Origin of the sequence: Nocardioides sp. AE5, assembly GCF_031844485.1 — a bacterium.
Taxonomy (GTDB): Bacteria; Actinomycetota; Actinomycetes; order Propionibacteriales; family Nocardioidaceae; genus Nocardioides.
In genome coordinates, this window is sequence record NZ_JAUZVI010000003.1 from 299,854 (window position 1) to 315,347 (window position 15,494).

A 15,494-nucleotide genomic window follows, 5' to 3' on the forward strand; every position below is an offset into this window, starting at 1 on the left:
CGAACAGCGGATATCCGTTCGAACCTCCCGGAGATCAGCCCAGAATCCCCAGCTCATAGGCAGTGGCCACAGCAGCTGCCCGATCGGACACCCCGAGCTTGTCAAAGATGTGGGTCAGGTGCGTCTTCACCGTGGCCTCGCTGACAAACAACTCCTTGGCGATCAGCCGGTTCGGCGTGCCCCTCGCCACGAGCAGCAGCACCTCGCGTTCCCGCGCGCTCAGAGTGGCCCGGCGCGACGGACTGTGCACGTGCGACGCGAGGCGCGTGGCGATGGCCGGCGACAGCACCGTCTCCCCAGCTGCGGTCGATCGGATGGCCTCGATCAAGGTGGAGGCTGACGAGTCCTTCAGCAGGTACCCGGTCGCCCCGGCTTCGATCGCGGCCACCGTCTCCGAGTCCGTGTCATAGGTGGTCAGCACGAGCACTGATGCTCTGAGCCCTCTGCTCTTCATTTCACGTACGGCCTCCACTCCACCGCCAGCAGGCATGCGCAGATCCATCACGACCACATCGGGGTCCGAAGACGCTACGACCCGGACCGCGTCTGGCCCGCTGGCCGCCTGGCCGATGACCTCCAGATCCGGTGCGGCGGAGATGGTCGCGACGACTCCGTCGCGGACGACAGGGTGGTCATCGACCACGACGACCTGGATCATGCTGCACCCTCTCTCGACAGGGCCGGCAAATGCACGGAGACGGCCGTGCCTTGCTCGGCCGCGGTCTCGACGTCCAAGGTGCCGGCGAGGCGAGCGGCTCGCTGCCTCATTCCCCGCAGCCCGAAGGACGAGTCGGTCACCGACGTGGTGGGGTCGAAGCCGATGCCGTCATCCCGGACATCGAGCGCGACTTGCTCGTCGTCGTAGGTGAGCGTGACCCCCACGCGACGCGCACGAGCGTGCTTCCCGACGTTGGACAATGCCTCCTGCGCGACCCGCAACACTGTCGCCTCCACCTCCGGGTGCAGAGCACGGACCTCACCCACCACGGTGACATCCGCCTGCACGGGACGCTCCTGCGACCATTCCTGCACCAGAGCGTTCACCGCCTCGGCAAGGCTCGTGGACGTCAGGGGGCCGGGCGCGAGATTCATAACGGAGCGGCGGGCCTCCCGCAGGGTGCTGCGCACCAGATCGGTTGCCCGGGCTAGCCTCACTCCGGGATCCGGGTCGTGCTGCGCGGCCTGGAGTTGCACCAAGGTCGCGGCGAGGCTCTGGGCGATGGTGTCATGGATCTCTCTGGCAAGTCGCTGCCGTTCGTCCTGTACCCCAGCTCTCCTTGCCTGCTCCAAGACGGTGTCGTGTAGAGCGGCGTTCTCAGTGGCTGCACGCTCCAGGTCGGCGTTGACCCGTCCCAACTCAGCGATCACGGCCCTCTGCTCCTCAGCCCTGCGTGTGTTCTGTAGTTGGAGGTGGTGCAGCAGGCCCGCCAAACCGATGTTGATCACAAGCAGCACCACGAACACCAGCCACTGGACCCCACTGGTTGGAGGGAAGCCCCCGGACTGTGACCCGGCCAGCGTGAACGCCACCCCGATGAGGCCGATCCTCCTCACCCATTGGTTCCGGAGGTCACCAAGATCCAAATACCCGACCCAGGCGTAGAGTCCGAAGAACGGATTGATCCAGGTCAGTACGAACGCGAGCACCATCCGACCCAAGAAGTGGATGTTCTGCGCGGCAGGGGCCGACTGCCGTCGCCGGGGACGCAGGACCCACCACCAAGTCCAAGCCGCACTCGCGAGCACGAGGCATGTCTGGGACAGCAGCCAGCCCGGGGTGTCGACTCCGAAGAGGACCGCCGTGGGCGTCGCCACCGCGGATGCCAGCACGAGCATGACCAGCGGAACGGCAGGCGTCCACCGCTCCCATCTGATCCGCTCGCCGGGTACTCCCATCACCGCATCATCTCAGCATCTCACTGCCACCGGAAAAGGCGCACTGAGAAGAGCGCGAGCAGCGCGCCCCACGCGGCGACGACCAGGAGATCACCCACATCCGGGAGCGCCCCCAGCATCGCGGCGTTCATCGCCTCCGAGGCGGCACCAAGGGGTGTGAACTCCACGATGCGTCGGAGCAGCCCTCCCATCGCCTGCACTGGCAGGTAGACCCCGGCGGTGAACATGGAGCCGAAGAAAGCGAGCGAGCCGAAGACTGCGGCGACCCGGGCGTTCGGGGAGATCGCCGTGATCGCAGCCCCCAAGGAGAAGGATGCCACCAACGCGAGGAGGTAGGCGCAGATGTAGCCGGGCCACGACTGGGGAAGGGGTGTTCCGAACACGAGCCGACCTACGGTGAGCAGGAGAATCGAGGATGCCGCCACCGTGGCGGCATGCAACAGGACCTGCACGACAAGGATGGAGGCCGGGCGCACCGGGGTGGTGCGGAGGCGGCGCAGCACCCCGGCCTCACGGTAGGCGAGAACGATGGACGGCATCGCCATTAAGGCCGCCATGATCATCGACAGCAGGACCGTGACCGGCACATAGAGGTCGACAACGGACATGCCCCCGAGGTCGGGGTTGTCCTCGCGGAAGGAGGGGATGGCCCCGAGAATGCTGAGCAGCACCACGGGGAACAACAGGATGTAGAACAGGGAGCCAAGTTCTCGTCCGAAGAGTCTCGCCTCGGCTCGCAGGACGGCCATGGTCGGACCAGCCGGCTGGATCGAGGTCGGACTCTGGGCTGTACGGGTGGTCATCGTGCGGTCTCCGCGATGAGGTTCGGACTCATGACTGTGGGTTCACGCGGGGTGGAGATGAGGTCCAGATATGCAGAGTCGAGAGATCCCTCCTGAACACGCAGCCTGTGTGGCACGACCCGCTGGCTCTCAAGGCAACTGAGCACGAGGAGCGGGACCTCATCGGCACCTTCAACGACGATCCGACCCGCCTCGGTGCGCACCGCTGCGACCCCGGAGATCTCGCGCAGGGCTTCTAGGTCCACGGCGGACTCGGTGGTGAAGGATGTGACAGTGGCCGTGGCAGCTCGTCCGATCAGCCCGTCAGGTGTGTCCACTGCTCGGACTCGGCCGTCGTTGATGATTGCGATGCGATCGCAGAGGCTCTGCGCCTCCTCCATGGCATGGGTGACCAACAAGACGGTGACCCCGCGCTCCCTGACTTCCAGCACCAGCTGCCACACCTCACGCCTCGCTTGGGGGTCCAGACCGGTGGTCAACTCATCCAAGATCGCCACCTCGGGGCGGCCGACGAGGGCCAGCGCGATCGAAAGCCTCTGCTGCTGGCCACCGCTGAGCGTTCGGAACTGCTGGTCGAGGAGACTGATCAACCCCAAGCGATCGGCCAAGTCAGGCCATGGTTCGGGGTCGTCGTAGAAGGCCGACCACAGTTTCAGGGCCTCGCGGGCAGTGATCTTCGGCTGCAGACGGCTCTCCTGCAGCTGAACACCGAGGAGGCGGGTGACTTCGCTGCGGTCGGCGACCGGGTCCAGGCCGTTCACGCGAGCGCTGCCACCGTCGGGGATGCGTAGCCCCGCGATCAGTTCGACAGTGGTTGTCTTGCCCGCGCCGTTCGGGCCGAGGATGCCGAAGATCTCCCCGCGATCGACGGTGAGGCTGACGTCGTCCACGGCGACGGTTTCGCCGTAACACTTGCGGAGGTGCTCCACCTGCACTGCTGTCGTGTTCATGCATCCAGCATCCCGAGGTTGGGACGTTGGGCGCATCAGGCATCAGGCGCTGTTGGCATCCACCATTCAGAGGATTGCGGGAATCAGCCTTGACCGGCCACCACCGGGGTATCGGCCATCGCCGAGGACCCCGCTGATCGGTTGAGGCGGTAGCAGCCGGATGACCGATGCTGAGTTCCCCATCGATCACCCATGCTCGACGGATGAAGACAACGAAGCAAGGCGCGAGTGTCACGGGGCAACACCACGCGCTCGCGCTGGAGGCAGTCACAGCCCATGTTGGCAAAGGGGCTCGAGGCGTCCCTGTCTTCGGCCCCATCTCGGCTACCTTCGAGCCTGGCATGATGACAGCGATCATGGGGCCTTCTGGCTGCGGCAAGAGCACCCTGCTGCATGTGGCGGCCGGCCTACGCCCTCCCACTTCGGGCAGGGTCCGCTTCGGTGACTTGGACCTGGTCGGGCTCCCCGAACGGCGGCTCAGTCGGCTCCGTCGCGACATGTTCGGTTTCGTCTTCCAGTCCTACAACCTCCTTCCGTCGTTAACCGTCTTCGACAATGTCGCGCTGCCGCTGAGGCTGCGGCGCGAGCGAGGCGTCAGGGACGGAGTCATGACGGCGCTGGCCACCGTGGGGCTGGCGAAGCGAGTGCGGGCCTGGCCCGCGCAACTCTCCGGGGGACAGGCGCAGCGAGTTGCGATCGCCCGGGCCCTGGCCAGCAGGCCACGACTGCTGTTCGGCGACGAACCCACCGGTGCACTGGACCGGGCGTCATCAGAAGAGGTCATGGCTGCTCTGCGGTGCGTCGTCGAGACGGGCGCGGGGGTCGTGCTGGTCACGCACGACGAACGAGTCGCCCGACTCACCGACCGGACCCTGCAACTCGCTTCGGGCGGCTTGTCAAAGGCCGACACACCCATCTCGACGCCCAGGCGGGATGCCTGATGTGGATCCTGCTCAAAGGCACGCTGATGCTGCGCTGGCCAGGACTGATCGTCACGGCAATCGTGCTGGCGAGTGGGACTGCCGTTGTGGCGGTCAACGGTTCACTCCTTGACGCCGGCATCCGTGGTGGCCACGACGAGGTCATCTCATTGAGCGCAGTCTTCGGTGGGCTCACCATCATGATCATGGTGACGCTGGTGTGCGTCGCCTTCTCACTCACGCTCGCGCAGCGCGGAGCCGAGATGGCGCTCGGTCGAGCCGTGGGAGTATCCCCTGGACAGTTGCGATCACTGGTCACTCTTGAAGCCCTCACCATCGGTCTCGTCAGCAGTTCGCTCGGGCTCGTCCTCAGCGTGCCTCTGTCGACCCAGATCCTGGCCGTCATGACCGATGCTGGCATCGCACCCGCGAGCCTGGAGGTGCCGCCTCGGCTCCTGCCGTGTGTGACCTCCGTCGCTCTCGGAATCGTCACCAGCCTCGTGGCTGGTCTGACCGCCGTCCACAGGTGGGCCGGCCTAGCTCCGGCCGAGGCACTCGTGGAGCGACATGACCAGTCCGGCCACCTGTCGCCTGCTCGGGCACTCACCGGAGTGGCCGTGCTGCTCGGGGGACTGGCACTCTCACTGGTGACTCTGTTGGTGATGCGAGGCCCCGTCGCGTCCTCCACCGCCTCTCCGGCGATCTTCTTGTGGGCGGGAGGAATGGCGCTCATCGCCCCGGTGCTGGTGCGGCCCCTCGTGCTCGCTCTGGGGGCTCTCGTCGCGGTGACCGGGGTGCCTGGGAGCCTCGCCGCACACGGAGCCCGCGCCCGCGTCGGCGCGATTGCTCCGGTCGCTGTCTCGTTGCTCGTCGCGGTCGGGGCGGCGCTCTCTCTCATCTCCATGCAGATGGCCGTTGACGAAGCCGCCGGTGGAGCGCCCGGTGGCCACCCCGATGTGGGGGGAATTGTGAACTACATGCTCACCGGTCTCATCGTCGCGTACGCCACGGTTTCCTTCGTCAACACCGTCATCCTGTGGGCACTGGGCTCTCGCCGAGAGAGGACCACCTTCAGAGCACTGGGGGCGACGCCCCTGCAGTCCGGGTTGACCTCCTTGGTTGAGCTGCTGATCGGCGTCCTCAGCGGGCTCATCCTCGGTGCGGCGGTAGCTTTGGTGACGGTACTGCCCTTCCTCGCTGCGTTGCGAGGCCATCTTCGAGTGCCCGACGGCACGTGGGCGTTGTCCGGGATGGTGCTGGGGACGGCTCTGGCCGTGGCGATGGCGGTCGGTGCAGTCGTGGTGATGTTGACGACACGAAGGCAATTGACGAAGGCTCTGGCATTCGAGTGAACCGCCCCCAGCGATCGCGGCGCACGTCAAGTTCGACCGGTTACAGCGGACGTGAGCGCCCGCAGCCCGGCGTCGACGATCGTCCTTGGGTCCACAGCATGTCCGGCGTGCAGCCGTGAGTACGTGGGAGCGAGGGAGTGGTCGACAGGGCTTTTGGGTTCGTCGGTTGCACTCGCCGCAGTCGTGGCGCTGCCGATGACGAAGTTGGACATGGCGTACGCCGCCGATAACGGATCCTCGACCCCTTGGCCGAGGAGAAGGATGAGGAGTCGCTCGGAGAAGCGCAGGTAGGCGGGACCACGGGGTGCTCGCAAACCGATCACCTGTGCTGCCCAGCGGTGTCGGCACAGATGGTCGTAGAGGGCGAGCAGCAACTCGTGCGGAGAACCTGTCTCGGCGGCGCGCCAGACCTGCCTGTCGCCATCGAGGGCATGGTCCAGCCCCAGGTCCAAGATGTCGTCGACCGACCGGATCCGGGAATAGAGGCTCGGTGCGGCGACCCCGACCCGGCCGGCCAAGGAGCGGATGGTCACGGCAGGGATCCCGCCCTCGTCCAAGAGGACGACGGCTTCGCGCGCCACGTCGTCGACGGTGACAGCACGGGTACGTCGCACCGGCTTGGGGTCAGACCAATAGCTCATGGCGCCACTTTACTCTTAAGTTAACTTTGGTAGGTTTAGAGAGTGTTGAACGCTGCTCTTCTGCCTCTGGCCAATGACTCCGTCCGGCTTCGGCCCATGACCCGACTCGACGCCCCTGCGTACGCCGAAGGCACCCGTGACACGGAAGTGCGCACATACGCGCACCTGCCAGCGCCGGATTACTCCCGGGCGTCGGTGGTCGAGATGATCGACGGCGTCATCGCCACGGGCCTGGCTGACGGCGATCTGGCTGTCGTGACGATCGCCGACGCAACGGCGGACAACTTCGTCGGCAGCCTCGTGCTCTTCGACGTCACCACCGACGCTGCGGAGGTCGGATTCTGGCTGCGCCCTGAGGCTCGGGGTAGGGGACTGACCGGTGCAGCGCTCCGGCTGGCTGCTCAGTTCGCTCGCGGGAGTGGCCTAACCAAGCTGAGCGCGCGCACCGTCGTGGACAACGTCGCTTCCCAGCACGTCTTGGTCAAGGCCGGCTTCGTTGCCGTGGGTCGCGGTCTGGGCACTGCCCCGTCGGGACTCGAGGTCGAGCTGGTCCACTACGAGTGCAGGCTCTAGCTATGCGTGGAGAGCGGGGACTGACCTCGGTATCGGCCTGGCTGACCGGCGAGCACGATGACCTTCTTCGCACCCGTTCGGTGCAGTCGGGGTCAGGTCGGTCCACAGGGCAACGTGGGAGACGGCGTTGCCTCGGGTCATGCCGAGCCAGAGTTGGTCGCGGGTCGGGATGGCTTCGATGGCCACGAGGAGCCTGGCCGCGTCCGCATCGTCCAGGCGCACACCATCGCGTTGGAACTGCTGTACACGGCTCACCGCCCAGTGGCCCTCGGCCTGGACTGTGCTCGCAGTGGTGTTGGCTCGGGTCTCGGGCAGCAACCTCGCCACGGGCTCTCGGTCGCCAACGAGGGACTGGGCGAGTGAGTCGCGGGTGGCAGCAGGCTGGGGTCGACCGGCGAGGACGGTCATGGTGGCAACGTGCTCACGGGCACCGTCGGTTTGGAGGCCCATGTCTCCGGTGACCAGGTCGGCCCAGCGGGTCTCATCCGCCCACAGCAGGAGGTGGGTGTCGATGCCGATGGTGTCGAGTCGCTCGGCGAACTCGCGGCCGATCAGGTCGGCCTGCTGGCGGTCGGCCGTGAAGCAGACGATGCCGACGGCAGCGCCGGGCCGGGCGTAGCGCGACATTCCCTCGCGGATCGAGCGCCACGCCTGCTCCTGGGCTCGTGGGGTGGTCGGGAGGTCGATGCGGGCGGTGGGTAGATCGGAGCGGATCGGGATGAGGACGATCGACTCTTGTGGCTTGAAGCCGAGCATGTGGGGGATGGCTGCGATCAGCTCGTCGGAGGAGTGGATGGAGAGGCTCATACCCCTGAGGTGTGCCGGTCCTCGCGAGGTGGTTGAAACCAAACTTGGGGTGCACTGGGTACGCACGACAACGGAAAATGGCGTCTGACGCCGCGAGACGTTGAAAGACGTTTCCGCAGGTCAGACGCCATTTTCGACGACTAACGGAAGATGGTGAAAACCCTCGGATCAGATGTCGTAATACAGCTCGAACTCGTGCGGGTGCGGACGCTGCTGCACCGGCAGGATCTCGTTCTTGCGCTTGTAGTCGATCCAGGTCTCCAGCAGGTCGGGGGTGAAGACGTTCCCGACGGTGAGGAAGTCCTGGTCCTCCTCGAGTGCGTTGAGCACCGCGTCCAGCGTGGTCGGGACCTGCTCGATCTCGGCCATCTCGTCCGGCGGCAGCTCGTAGATGTCCTTGTCGATCGGGTCGGCCGGCTCGATCTTGTTCTTGATGCCGTCCAGGCCAGCCAGCAGCAGCGCGGAGAACGCCAGGTAGGGGTTGGCGCTCGGGTCGGGGCAGCGGAACTCGACCCGCTTCGCCTTCGGGTTGGTGCCGGTGATCGGGATCCGGACACAGGCAGAACGGTTGCGCTGCGAGTAAACCAGCGAGATCGGCGCCTCGAAGCCGGGCACCAGGCGGTGGTAGGAGTTCACCGTCGGGTTGGTGAAGGCCAGCAGCGCCGGGGCGTGCTTGAGCATGCCGCCGATGTACCACCGGGCCATGTCCGAGAGGCCGCCATAACCGGTCTCGTCATAGAAGAGCGGCTCGCCCTCGTTCCAGATGGACTGGTGCACGTGCATGCCGGAACCGTTGTCACCGAAGATCGGCTTCGGCATGAAGGTCGCGGTCTTGTTGTTGCGCCAAGCGACGTTCTTGATGATGTACTTGAACTTCATCACGTCGTCGGCAGCCTTGAGCAGCTCGTCGAACCGGTAGTTGATCTCGGCCTGGCCGGCGGTGCCGACCTCGTGGTGGGCGCGCTCGACCTGCAGGCCGGCCTTCTCCAGTTCGATCACCATCTCGTCGCGCAGCTCACCGAAGTGGTCGTACGGCGCCACCGGGAAGTAGCCACCCTTGTACTTCACCTTGTAACCGCGGTTCGGGCTCTCCTCGGTGCCAGCAGCACCCGAGTTCCAGGCGCCGGCCTCGGAGTCGATGTGGTAGAAGCCCTCGTTCGCGTTCGTCGCGAAACGGACCTTGTCGAAGACGTAGAACTCGGCCTCGGGCGCGAAGAACGCCTTGTCGCCGATGCCTGTGCTGGCCATGTACGCCATCGCCTTGCGGGCGATGTTGCGCGGGTCGCGCGAGTACGCCTCACCGGTGATCGGGTCGTGGATGAAGAAGTTCACCACGAGGGTCTTCGCGACCCGGAACGGGTCGATGTACGCCGTGGTCGGGTCCGGGAAGAGCTGCATGTCGGATTCGTGGATGGCCTGGAAGCCACGGATCGAGGAACCGTCGAAGCCGAGGCCGTCGGTGAAGACGGACTCGTCGAACGACGAGACGGGGATGGTGAAGTGCTGCATCACGCCGGGGAGGTCGCAGAAGCGTACGTCGACCATTTCGACGCCCTCGTCCTTGATGTAGCCCAGCAGTTCGTCGCTGTTTGCGAACATTCGTCCTCCTTGGCCGCCCCTTCAGGCGACCGCAAACTGGATGCGGTTTTGGAGATCCTCGATGCGGCGCTGCACCGGAGAAGTTGTCCGTAATCTAGTTACGAGCAGTTTCTTGACCGTATCCGGTTTGTTTCAGCCATGTAACAGAAGGTCAGTCTCAGGGGGATAAAAATCGCATCAGGGGCCGCAGGTAGGCTCATCTCTCGTGCAGCAAACCGCTTCCTGGCTCCAGCGCGTCTTCGCCCTCATCATTGACTGGGTCGTCTCCATGCTCGTGGTGATGCTGATCGCTGGTGCCGACAGCTTCACCGGGGACCAGCGGGGTTCGGCGTACACCCTCATCGTCTTCGTCGTGGAGTCCGCAGTCTTCACCGCGCTGCTCGGCGGCTCCTTCGGCAAGCTGGCGATCCGCCTGCGCGTCGTCCGGGCCGATGGATCCGGTCGCCCCGTCGACATCTTCCGTGCCCTGCTGCGCCAGGTGATGGTCGCCCTGGTCATCCCGCCGCTGGTCTTCCGGCCCGACGGACGCGGCCTGCACGACATGGCCGCCGGCACGGTCAGTGTCAACCTGCGGGACGTCCACCCCGATCTTGCCGCCCGCTCCTAGGTCCGTCGTCTAGGTTGGTGCCCATGCGCATCACCCGCTCCCTTGCCCTCGCCGCGGCCACGCCGCTGCTGATCGCCGTACTGGCTGGCTGTTCCGGCGACGACGAGTCTGCCGACGACCCCGGTCAGGGCGGCTCCAGTGTGCCGACCGAGGCACCGCCGGTGGGCGAGAAGATCAACACCCGCGAGTTCGCCACCCTGATCGCCGACGCGTTCGGTCAGAACGACACGGCCGACATGGAACTCCAGATCATCAACGGCGGCATGGTCACCGTCTCCAAGGGCCAGGTCGACTACTCCCACGAGAGCCCGCGGGTCAGCCTGAGCCTCTCCGTGCCGGCCACCGGCGAGGGGGAGATGCACAGCATCGTCATCGACAACATCATGTATGTCTCGTTGCCGCAGCCCGAGGACGAGACGCGGATCTACTACGAGCTGGACCTCAACGACGAGGACAACCCGCTGGTGCGCCAGCTCGGCGGCCTCAACAGCTTCGACCCCAAGGCGTCGGTCGAGGTCTTCGCCCAGGGCCTGCAGGAGGTCTACCTGGTCGGCAACGACACCATCAACGGGGTGGCGACCAACCACTACGTGGTGACCACGAGTACGTCGAGCCTGGAGGACCTCGCGGACGCCTCGGCGGTGCCGGAGACACTGACGTACGACGTGTGGCTCGACGAGTCGGGCCAGATGATCAAGATGGAATCCGACCTGCCCGGCCAGGGATCGATGAAGCTGGTGATGTCGAACTGGGGCGGCGAGGTCGACATTGCCGCGCCGCCGGCCGCTCAGGTGGAGCCGTATCCGACCGGCGGGGCCACCGAATCCCCGTGACAGCAGATCGCCGACGCATCAACGATTGAGCTTTCGCGCATCAAGCATTGAGCGTTCGCGACACAACGAATGAGCGTTCGTGTCACCGACCGCGCAGGTTGCCGCGCTGGCCCTTCATGCTGGTCGGCACCGGGCCCTTGGGGATCGGGATGTTGGAGCGGTTCGCGTCGAGTGCCTTGATCCGGTAGAGCACGTCGGTCATCTCCTTGGGCTTGATGTTGCGGCCCAGCTTGGTGACGTGCTTGATGAGCTTCTTGAGGGGGACTTCGCCCTCCTCGTTGCCGCAGTAGACCTCGTGGATCGGGGTCTCGGGCAGGATCCGGGCGTACTTCTTCTTCTCGATCACCATCATCTGGCGGACCCGGTGATAGGAACCCTCACCGACCAGGACCACTCCGGGGGGACCGATCACGCGGTGGATGACGTCCTGCTGCTTGTTGAACGCGACCGCGGGCTCGGACTTCCAGCCACGGCGCAGCATCCCGAGTGCCGCCGCGGCAGCGCCCTTCTGGCCGTCCATCTGGTTGAACGCAGCCGCCTGCGCCCGGCGACCGAAGACGATCATCATCACCAGGAAGCCGACGAAGAGGCCGCCGATGATGCTGAGCACCAAGCCCAGGGTGCCCGAGCCGGGAAGGATCCAGAAGAGGCCGAACCCGAGCGCGAAGCCGACGATGAAGGCGCCCAGCATCCACAGCCCGATGACCTTGTCGGACTTCTTGGCCATCTTGTAGGTCTGGACGAGCTGCTTGCGGCGACTCATCTTGGACGGGTCCGTCTGCGGCGTGGACATGGTTGCGGGGCCTCTTCGTTCAGTCAGGGTCAGGATGCGTTGGCACGATTATCCAGCGCCTGACGGTACAGGCGACCAGCGCGGTACGACGAACGGACCAGCGGTCCGGACAGCACGCCGGAGAAACCGATCTCCTCGGCCTCCTCGGAGAGCTCGACGAACTCCTGCGGCTTGACCCACCGCTCCACCGGGTGGTGGCGCACGCTGGGGCGCAGGTATTGGGTGATCGTGACCAGTTCGCAGCCGGCGTCGTGCAGGTCCTGCAGCGCCTGGGAGATCTCCTCGCGGGTCTCGCCCATGCCCAGGATCAGGTTCGACTTGGTGACCAGGCCGAACGCCCGCGCCTGGGTGAGCACGTCCAGGGAGCGCTCATAGCGGAACGCGGGCCGGATCCGCTTGAAGATCCGCGGCACCGTCTCCACGTTGTGCGCCAGCACTTCCGGGCGCGACTCGAAGACCTCGGCCAGCAGGTCCGGCTTGCCGTTGAAGTCGGGGATCAGGTTCTCCACCCCGGTGCCGGGGTTGAGTTCGTGGATCGCCCGCACCGTCTCGGCGTACAGCCAGGCGCCGCCGTCGGGCAGGTCGTCGCGCGCGACACCGGTGATGGTGGCGTACTTGAGCTCCATGGTGCGCACCGACTCGGCGACCCGCCGGGGTTCGTCGCGGTCCAGCTCGGCCGGCTTGCCGGTGTCGATCTGGCAGAAGTCGCAGCGGCGGGTGCACTGGTCACCGCCGATCAGGAAGGTGGCCTCGCGGTCTTCCCAGCATTCGAAGATGTTGGGACAGCCGGCTTCCTGGCAGACCGTGTGCAGGCCTTCGGACTTCACGAGCTTCATCAGCTCGTTGTATTCGGGCCCCATCCTGGCCTTGGTCTTGATCCACTCCGGCTTGCGCTCGATCGGGGTCTCCGCGTTGCGCACTTCGAGTCGGAGCAGCTTCCGGCCATTCGGAGCCGTGGGTGAGTTCTGGGCGGCGGGAGCTTGCGTCACACCAGCCACTCTACGCGGCCCGCGCAGGCGGCCCCAACCCAGTCAGCGGGGGTCGATCAGGGTACGTCGCGCCGCTGGAAGGCAACCAGCGAGGCGACGACTGCCACCGCCAGCGCGACGCCGAAATAGACCAGGCCGTGGCTCATCGGCAAGACCAGCTCGACCTGCTCGCACATGTCGCTGCGGCACGGTGACCAGTAGGTGTAGCCGTCGGCCAGGATGGTCAGGCCGTTGGCGTGGAGCATCCACCGCTCGGGGTCGGCCATGGGCATCGCCGAGATCAGCAGCGAGCTGCCCACTGCCGCCACGAAGAGCAGTCCCAGGGTCGCGATGGTGTTGCGGAACAGCATGGTCACCGCATAGCCGCCCAGCGCCGCGGCTGCCGCCATCAGCGCCGCCCGCAGTACGCCGGTCCACGCGTCGCCCCACTGGGCACCGGTCACCTCGATGTCGCGCAACGCGACCAGGAGCGCACACAGGCCCCAGAAGAGCGCGAGGGCCAGTGCAGCCACCACGAAGGCGGCGCTGGCCACCGCCGCGGCCTTGGCCCACCACACTCGGGTCCGCCGTGACTCGAAGACGAGCTGGTTGCTCATCGAACCGCTCGCCCAGTCCGCACCGGCGAACGTGGCCCGACGACCAGCATCAGGGCGACCACCAGCAGGGCTGCGGCGACGCCGCTATCGTCGAGCAGCGTGGCGAACTCCAGAGGCTGGCGTTCCAGGTACCAGATGTAGTCGGTGAGGTAGGCGTCCGGATCGCCCAGCATCTCCTCGCACGGCGTACCGGCGGCGTAGCCCCAGTCCTCGGCACGCTGGTCGGGGTCGGCCAGGCAGGCGTCGAAGTCCGTCTGGAAGGCCTCGGCGTCGCGCTGGGACTGGGCCTTGGCTGCCGCGATGTCTGCCTCGCTGACCGGGCGGGTGTTCCATGCCGTCCCGCCCCAGATCACCACGGGCAGCACGAACGCAGCCAGCACCAGCAGTTGTACGGCGCGGCGCCAGCGCAGTCGGGTCAGTTCGACCAGGAAGATCCTCATTGCGCCGCCTCGGTGAGTTGCAGGAAGACGGTTTCCAGGTCGGCGCGCTGCGGCACCAGCTCGGACAGGTAGATCCCGGAGGTGGCCAGGACCCGGGTCAGGGCACTGGGGTCCTTGGTGGTCTGGACGATTACCTGGCCCTCGAGGAGTTCGGCGGTGAAGCCGGCCCGGTCCAGGACGCTCGCGGCGGCCTCCAGGTCTGCCACGCTGATCCGGTACGACGTACTGGTCCCGATCAGTTCGTCCACCGGCCCGCTGGCCAGCATCTGGCCGTGGCCGATGATGGTGGCGGCGTCGCAGACCTGCTGCACCTCGGCCAGGATGTGCGAGCTGAGCAGGACGGTGACGCCACGTTCGCCCAGGCCGCGGATCATCTCGCGGATCTCCCGGATGCCGGCCGGGCGAGGCCATTGGTCGGCTCGTCCAGGATGAGCAGGTCGGGTGAGGTGAGCAGGGTCGCCGCGATCGCCAGGCGCTGCTTCATGCCCAGGGAGTAGGAGCCGAAGCGATCTTTCTCGCGACCGGTCAGTCCGACGGTCTCCAGGCAGGCGTCCACCTGCACGTCGGGGACGCCGATCGAGCGGGCCAGGAGTTGCAGGTTCTGCCGGCCGGTGAAGGTGGGGGCGAACTTCGGTGACTCGACCACGGCACCAATGCGGGGCAGCACCTGCGGCAGGCGGGCTGGGACCGCCTGGCCGAAGAGCCACATCTGGCCGCTGGTGGCGCGCGCCAGTCCCAGCAGCATCCGGATCGTGGTCGTCTTGCCGGAGCCGTTGGGCCCCAGGAAGCCGTGTACGCCGCCGGCAGGGACGGCAAGGTCGAGGCCGGCGACGGCAACCCGGTGGCCGTTGCGGGTGCGGAAGCGCTTGTGCAGCGCCCGCGTCTCGATGACGAGATCGTTCACAGGCAGCATCGTGGCAGCGGATGCCGGGATTGCCGGTGAGGCGCGCAGGTGACCCGGCTCAGGCGGGCCGGATCAGGCTCAACCGGGGCGGCTCGGGCCGTGGCTCGTAGTCGGGCGTCGGGGTGTAGTCGCGCCAGGAGAGCAAGTCGGCCAGGTGGGTGCGGGTCGAGTCGATCACGTCGGCCGGGCCAACCCTGCGCCCGAGTTCGAGGGAAAGGGAGGTGACCCCGGCGTCGGTGATGCCGCACGGCACGAAGCGGTCATACCAGCTCATGTCGACGTCGCAGTTGAGCGCGAACCCGTGCATGGTGACCCGCTGGGAGACCCGGATGCCGATGGCGCCGATCTTGCGCTCCGGGCCGCGCTCATCGGCCTGCAGCCAGACGCCACTGCGGCCGGGCACCCGGGCCGTGGCCACGCCGAAGTCGGCACAGACGTGGATCAGGGCCTCCTCGACACGGCGTACATAGTCCACCACCTTCACCCGCTCGGGGAGCTTCACGATCGGGTAGCCGACCAGCTGGCCGGGGCCGTGGAAGGTGATCTTCCCGCCGCGGTTCACGTCGATCACCGGGGCGCCGCCCGGGTCGGCGGGACGCTCGTGCGGGTCGGTGCGGGTCCCGGCGGTGTAGACCGGGGGATGTTCGAGCAGCAGCACCGTGTCCGGGCCACCGGCAGCCACCCGCGCGTGGACCTCGCCCTGCAACTCCCAGGCGTCGCGGTAGTCGCGGGCGTCCTCGCCCAATCCTTCGATGCGGAACTCGAGTGGCACGGCTTCGACACTACCCCCG

At 66.6% G+C, this 15,494-nt stretch carries 19 protein-coding genes; 5 read left to right on the forward strand and 14 right to left on the reverse strand.

What is annotated here, in order from left to right:
• Nucleotides 1-34: 34 nt before the first annotated feature.
• From Q9R27_RS07210 to Q9R27_RS07225, 4 genes are all read right to left on the reverse strand, one after another.
• Nucleotides 35-658, reverse strand: coding sequence for a response regulator transcription factor (locus tag Q9R27_RS07210; protein ID WP_311251672.1), 624 nt, complete (start codon nucleotides 656-658; stop codon nucleotides 35-37).
• Nucleotides 655-1,836, reverse strand: coding sequence for a sensor histidine kinase (locus Q9R27_RS07215; protein ID WP_311251673.1), 1,182 nt, complete (start codon nucleotides 1,834-1,836; stop codon nucleotides 655-657). The genes Q9R27_RS07210 and Q9R27_RS07215 overlap by 4 nt, the downstream gene beginning before the upstream one ends.
• A gap of 80 nt (nucleotides 1,837-1,916) precedes the next feature.
• Nucleotides 1,917-2,699: an ABC transporter permease gene (locus Q9R27_RS07220; RefSeq protein ID WP_311251674.1), complete on the reverse strand. Its 783-nt coding sequence runs from the start codon at nucleotides 2,697-2,699 to the stop codon at nucleotides 1,917-1,919.
• Entirely contained in the window at nucleotides 2,696-3,649 is a 954-nt protein-coding gene (locus Q9R27_RS07225) for an ABC transporter ATP-binding protein (RefSeq protein ID WP_311251675.1), read from the reverse strand. The genes Q9R27_RS07220 and Q9R27_RS07225 overlap by 4 nt, the downstream gene beginning before the upstream one ends.
• Before the next feature lie 203 nt (nucleotides 3,650-3,852).
• Here Q9R27_RS07225 and Q9R27_RS07230 point away from each other — a divergent pair, with 203 nt between their 5' ends.
• Nucleotides 3,853-4,590, forward strand: coding sequence for an ABC transporter ATP-binding protein (locus Q9R27_RS07230; protein WP_311251676.1), 738 nt, complete (start codon nucleotides 3,853-3,855; stop codon nucleotides 4,588-4,590).
• A complete protein-coding gene (locus tag Q9R27_RS07235; protein WP_311251677.1) occupies nucleotides 4,590-5,921 on the forward strand; it encodes an ABC transporter permease in 1,332 nt (443 codons plus the stop codon). Before Q9R27_RS07230 ends, Q9R27_RS07235 begins: the two co-directional genes overlap by 1 nt.
• A 26-nt stretch (nucleotides 5,922-5,947) precedes the next feature.
• On the opposite strand, the gene Q9R27_RS07240 is transcribed toward Q9R27_RS07235, so the two are convergent.
• Nucleotides 5,948-6,562 (reverse strand): TetR/AcrR family transcriptional regulator C-terminal domain-containing protein, encoded by a 615-nt coding sequence (locus Q9R27_RS07240; protein WP_311251678.1) that lies wholly within the window; start codon nucleotides 6,560-6,562, stop codon nucleotides 5,948-5,950.
• Nucleotides 6,563-6,604: 42 nt separating this feature from the next.
• On the opposite strand from Q9R27_RS07240, the gene Q9R27_RS07245 reads away from it, so the two are divergent.
• A complete protein-coding gene (locus Q9R27_RS07245) occupies nucleotides 6,605-7,135 on the forward strand; it encodes a GNAT family N-acetyltransferase (RefSeq protein WP_311251679.1) in 531 nt (176 codons plus the stop codon).
• Here Q9R27_RS07245 and Q9R27_RS07250 read toward each other — a convergent pair whose 3' ends face one another.
• The gene (locus tag Q9R27_RS07250) at nucleotides 7,136-7,942 is read right to left on the reverse strand and encodes a DUF4192 family protein (RefSeq protein ID WP_311251680.1); all 807 of its coding nucleotides are present in this window, start codon (nucleotides 7,940-7,942) and stop codon (nucleotides 7,136-7,138) included. It lies immediately after the preceding gene.
• Between the two features lie 168 nt (nucleotides 7,943-8,110).
• Complete coding sequence (gene glnA, locus Q9R27_RS07255; protein WP_311251681.1) at nucleotides 8,111-9,541, reverse strand: type I glutamate--ammonia ligase; 1,431 nt, start codon at nucleotides 9,539-9,541, stop codon at nucleotides 8,111-8,113.
• 205 nt (nucleotides 9,542-9,746) lie between these two features.
• Here glnA and Q9R27_RS07260 point away from each other — a divergent pair, with 205 nt between their 5' ends.
• Both Q9R27_RS07260 and Q9R27_RS07265 read left to right on the forward strand, forming a co-directional pair.
• A complete protein-coding gene (locus Q9R27_RS07260; protein ID WP_311251682.1) occupies nucleotides 9,747-10,148 on the forward strand; it encodes an RDD family protein in 402 nt (133 codons plus the stop codon).
• A gap of 23 nt (nucleotides 10,149-10,171) precedes the next feature.
• Complete coding sequence (locus Q9R27_RS07265; RefSeq protein WP_311251683.1) at nucleotides 10,172-10,981, forward strand: LppX_LprAFG lipoprotein; 810 nt, start codon at nucleotides 10,172-10,174, stop codon at nucleotides 10,979-10,981.
• An 82-nt stretch (nucleotides 10,982-11,063) separates the two neighbouring features.
• Here Q9R27_RS07265 and Q9R27_RS07270 read toward each other — a convergent pair whose 3' ends face one another.
• Genes Q9R27_RS07270 through lipB form a run of 7 tightly spaced genes read right to left on the reverse strand, consistent with a single transcriptional unit; the run spans nucleotide 11,064 to nucleotide 15,475 of the window.
• Entirely contained in the window at nucleotides 11,064-11,774 is a 711-nt protein-coding gene (locus Q9R27_RS07270) for a DUF4191 domain-containing protein (RefSeq protein ID WP_311251684.1), read from the reverse strand.
• Nucleotides 11,775-11,803: 29 nt separating this feature from the next.
• Entirely contained in the window at nucleotides 11,804-12,763 is a 960-nt protein-coding gene (gene lipA / locus Q9R27_RS07275; protein WP_311251685.1) for a lipoyl synthase, read from the reverse strand.
• Nucleotides 12,764-12,819: 56 nt separating this feature from the next.
• Nucleotides 12,820-13,359, reverse strand: a complete 540-nt coding sequence (locus Q9R27_RS07280; protein WP_311251686.1) for a hypothetical protein — start codon at nucleotides 13,357-13,359, stop codon at nucleotides 12,820-12,822.
• Entirely contained in the window at nucleotides 13,356-13,799 is a 444-nt protein-coding gene (locus tag Q9R27_RS07285; protein ID WP_311251687.1) for a hypothetical protein, read from the reverse strand. The genes Q9R27_RS07280 and Q9R27_RS07285 overlap by 4 nt, the downstream gene beginning before the upstream one ends.
• The gene (locus Q9R27_RS07290; RefSeq protein ID WP_311251688.1) at nucleotides 13,796-14,173 is read right to left on the reverse strand and encodes a hypothetical protein; all 378 of its coding nucleotides are present in this window, start codon (nucleotides 14,171-14,173) and stop codon (nucleotides 13,796-13,798) included. Before Q9R27_RS07290 ends, Q9R27_RS07285 begins: the two co-directional genes overlap by 4 nt.
• Nucleotides 14,170-14,703 (reverse strand): ATP-binding cassette domain-containing protein, encoded by a 534-nt coding sequence (locus Q9R27_RS07295; RefSeq protein WP_311251689.1) that lies wholly within the window; start codon nucleotides 14,701-14,703, stop codon nucleotides 14,170-14,172. Before Q9R27_RS07295 ends, Q9R27_RS07290 begins: the two co-directional genes overlap by 4 nt.
• A 58-nt stretch (nucleotides 14,704-14,761) precedes the next feature.
• The gene (gene lipB / locus Q9R27_RS07300; RefSeq protein WP_311251690.1) at nucleotides 14,762-15,475 is read right to left on the reverse strand and encodes a lipoyl(octanoyl) transferase LipB; all 714 of its coding nucleotides are present in this window, start codon (nucleotides 15,473-15,475) and stop codon (nucleotides 14,762-14,764) included.
• Nucleotides 15,476-15,494 lie beyond the last annotated feature (19 nt).

What these genes read in the sequence shown, in the direction of transcription:
- Q9R27_RS07210 (WP_311251672.1), bottom strand. Translation starts at nt 658, where the DNA reads ATGATCCAGGTCGTCGTGGTCGATGACCACCCTGTCGTCCGCGACGGA.
- Q9R27_RS07215 (WP_311251673.1), bottom strand. Translation starts at nt 1,836, where the DNA reads ATGCTCGTGCTGGCATCCGCGGTGGCGACGCCCACGGCGGTCCTCTTC.
- Q9R27_RS07220 (WP_311251674.1), bottom strand. Translation starts at nt 2,699, where the DNA reads ATGACCACCCGTACAGCCCAGAGTCCGACCTCGATCCAGCCGGCTGGT.
- Q9R27_RS07225 (WP_311251675.1), bottom strand. Translation starts at nt 3,649, where the DNA reads ATGAACACGACAGCAGTGCAGGTGGAGCACCTCCGCAAGTGTTACGGC.
- Q9R27_RS07230 (WP_311251676.1), top strand. Translation starts at nt 3,853, where the DNA reads ATGAAGACAACGAAGCAAGGCGCGAGTGTCACGGGGCAACACCACGCG.
- Q9R27_RS07235 (WP_311251677.1), top strand. Translation starts at nt 4,590, where the DNA reads ATGTGGATCCTGCTCAAAGGCACGCTGATGCTGCGCTGGCCAGGACTG.
- Q9R27_RS07240 (WP_311251678.1), bottom strand. Translation starts at nt 6,562, where the DNA reads ATGAGCTATTGGTCTGACCCCAAGCCGGTGCGACGTACCCGTGCTGTC.
- Q9R27_RS07250 (WP_311251680.1), bottom strand. Translation starts at nt 7,942, where the DNA reads ATGAGCCTCTCCATCCACTCCTCCGACGAGCTGATCGCAGCCATCCCC.
- glnA (WP_311251681.1), bottom strand. Translation starts at nt 9,541, where the DNA reads ATGTTCGCAAACAGCGACGAACTGCTGGGCTACATCAAGGACGAGGGC.
- Q9R27_RS07265 (WP_311251683.1), top strand. Translation starts at nt 10,172, where the DNA reads ATGCGCATCACCCGCTCCCTTGCCCTCGCCGCGGCCACGCCGCTGCTG.
- Q9R27_RS07270 (WP_311251684.1), bottom strand. Translation starts at nt 11,774, where the DNA reads ATGTCCACGCCGCAGACGGACCCGTCCAAGATGAGTCGCCGCAAGCAG.
- Q9R27_RS07280 (WP_311251686.1), bottom strand. Translation starts at nt 13,359, where the DNA reads ATGAGCAACCAGCTCGTCTTCGAGTCACGGCGGACCCGAGTGTGGTGG.
- Q9R27_RS07285 (WP_311251687.1), bottom strand. Translation starts at nt 13,799, where the DNA reads ATGAGGATCTTCCTGGTCGAACTGACCCGACTGCGCTGGCGCCGCGCC.
- Q9R27_RS07290 (WP_311251688.1), bottom strand. Translation starts at nt 14,173, where the DNA reads ATGATCCGCGGCCTGGGCGAACGTGGCGTCACCGTCCTGCTCAGCTCG.